Here is a 333-nt window from a genome sequence, read left to right on the forward strand (position 1 = left end):
GCATCACCGCCAAGCCATTCAGCCATCATCATTTCAAGGTCGTTGACGCCGTCTTCCATAGACTGCGGTTCGACATCGGTTAACGTGGCATTTGATGCAACACCGAGCTTACGTAATGCCGCAAGAACTAAATCACCCTTCGTTGTCAGGTTCATCTGCTGCCGCCTTAGGTTTTCGACCAGGCTTTTTACGCTGTTTTTCTTCTGGCTCTGGCTCTGCAACATCCTTCAAAAGGTCATCAGGATGTGAAAACCAGCCAGCATCCAGATATTCCTGAAGCTCTTCGGCTTTCACGATTTCAAAGTCGTAGCCAACGCCTTTCCACTTCTTCAT

Annotated in this window: 2 protein-coding genes; both read right to left on the minus strand. The window is 48.6% G+C overall.

What is annotated here, in order from left to right:
• Positions 1 to 155: packaged DNA stabilization gp4 family protein (locus tag ABZJ92_RS22380; protein ID WP_353765472.1), on the minus strand; the 155-nt coding region annotated here is incomplete at its 3' end.
• The coding region (locus ABZJ92_RS22385) for a hypothetical protein (protein WP_152062617.1) at positions 133 to 333 on the minus strand (201 nt) is incomplete at its 5' end. The genes ABZJ92_RS22380 and ABZJ92_RS22385, both read right to left, overlap by 23 nt.

Source organism: Shigella sp. FJ200513 (assembly GCF_040495915.1).
In the GTDB taxonomy this organism is placed as follows: Bacteria; Pseudomonadota; Gammaproteobacteria; order Enterobacterales; family Enterobacteriaceae; genus ECMA0423.